General features: G+C 68.9%; 1 pseudogene. It reads right to left on the bottom strand.

Annotated features, from left to right (window positions below):
- Positions 1 to 2,067 (bottom strand): annotated as a pseudogene (locus V3H18_RS16505) (peptidoglycan-binding protein); the annotation flags it as partial.

Raw genomic sequence — 2,067 nt, 5'->3', positions numbered from 1 at the left:
GCCCGCCGCGCCTGCTGCAGGTCCGCCTCGAGCGCCGCCTGCTGAGCGGCCCGGCGCGCGGCGGCGATGAAATCCGCCTGCACGGAGGAGCGATGCAAGCTCCTTTCGTCCGTCTCCAACGACTGGCCTGCCGGCGCCGACTCGCGCCTTGCGGGCGCGGCGCGCAACTCGTTCAGCTCCTCCTCGAACAGGGTGAGCCGGTCGACGACGCGCTCCAGGGTGTCATGCACGGCGGTCAGCGTCTCCCGGGCGCGCTGGCCGCTTTCCTCCTGCGCCTTGCGGATGTCGAAGAGTTCGCTTTCGACCGTCGCCCGCAGCGCGCTCACGTCGACGCCCGCCGCCTCGCGCAGTATCTCCTGCGTCGCCCGGCGAACGGCCGCTTCCGCGGCGTCCGTCATCGCGACGCGCGCGCCATCCATGCGCTCGATAAGATCGTCGATCCTCGATTCGACGCTCCCCCGCGCGCCATCGGCTTCGAGGTCGACGGCCTCATTCATGCGCAAGGCGAGCTTCTCGACCAAAGCGGCGAGATCGCTTTGACGCGCTTCGATCCGCGCGCCGTCCTCGACGCGGCTTTCGAGCGCGGCCTGCATGCTTTCGAGCCGCTCCGATATTTCGTCGAGCCGCGAATGCTGGTCGGGGCGCGACAGCAAGGAGCCGAGCCAGGAATTGGCCGCAGGATCGTCGAGCCGGTCGATCTTATAGGAAAGCTGCGCGAGCTGGCGTTCGAGCGCCTGGGGATCGAACTGGCCGCCGTCGGCGGCGCCGTCGATGCGCTGCGCGAGCGTCAGGCGAAGCTCGTCGATGCGCGTCGCGAGATCGGCGAATTGGCGGTCGGCGCCAGGCTCGGCCGCCGGCGCTTCGGCGAAACGCGTTTCGAGCCGGTCGATCTTGCGGCCGATCTCTTCGATCGCCGGCATGTGGGCTTGCGCCTCTTGGGCCTTTCCGTCGAGCGCGGAGTCGATCTTCTTGGCGAGCGACGCGACGAATTCTTCGAGCGGCGCGGCGTCGGCGCGGGCGGCGACATCGTCGAGCTTGCGCGCAATCTGCTCCAGACGATTGTTGAAGGTCTCGAAATTCTTGCTTGTCTCGGCCGAGACGATGGAGCGGATGGCGCCGATCATTTCGCCCAAATCCGCCGCCGAGGCGCCGGAAGAAAAATTCAGCCCGTCGATGCGCCGGGCAAGATCGAGAAGCCGCGTCTCGATCTTTTCGAGCGGCATCGGCCGCGCGACCAGCGTCGCCAATTGGCGTTTGATCTCATGCGTCTCGCGCGCGAGGTCGCGCACGACCGAGGCGTCGAGGGATTGCGCTTGCAATCTGTCGAGCCGATGGCCGATGGTCTCGATGTCGACGCGAAGATTGCGCACGAACGGGCTCGGATCTAGATCCTTCATCACCGCGCGCAATTCGCCGACGATCCGTTCGGCCGGCGCGAGCGCGCTATCCGCGACGCCCCGCTCGCGCTGCGACTCGACGCGCGCGCAAAGGTCGCGCAGCGTCGTCTCGATCGCGGCGATGGACGCGCGCGGCGCAAGCTCGCGGATCGCCTTCGCCATGTCTTGAATATCGCGGCGAAGCTCTTCGGCCTGACGCGTCGCGACGATCTCGATATCGGCGCGTTCGGTCGAGTCCTGGCGCAAGCCGTCCAATCGCCGCGCGATGGAGTCGATCGATTGCTGGAGGGCGTCGAAACGCGGCGCCGCGCCGCGCGGCGACCCATCGTCGCTTATCCCGGCGGCGCCAACTGAAGGCGGCGGCGCCTTCGCCGCGCGGGCGTGCGACGCCTCGTCGTCGAGCCGGCGCGCAATATCGGCGATCCGCCGGTCGAGACCTTTCACCGCCTGTTCGAATCCGGCGCCTCGGTCCTCGCTCGCGAGAAGATCGAGCCGGGACTCGAGCCGCGCCAGCGCGCTGCGGATCGGCCGCGCATTGGCCGCCGGCTGCTCGTCCAGCCGGCTCTCGATGCGATCGAGCCGCTCGCCGAGCGCGGCGAAAGCTTTCGCCTCCTCCCGCCCGGGCCGGGCTCGCGCCAAAACGCCGGCGATGTCGGTGAAAGCGCGCGCG

Origin of the sequence: Methylocystis borbori (assembly GCF_036576025.1) — a bacterium.
In the GTDB taxonomy this organism is placed as follows: Bacteria; Pseudomonadota; Alphaproteobacteria; order Rhizobiales; family Beijerinckiaceae; genus Methylocystis; species Methylocystis borbori.
Note: the sequence above shows the minus strand (reverse complement) of the source record. Positions and strands in the feature narration are given on the sequence as shown.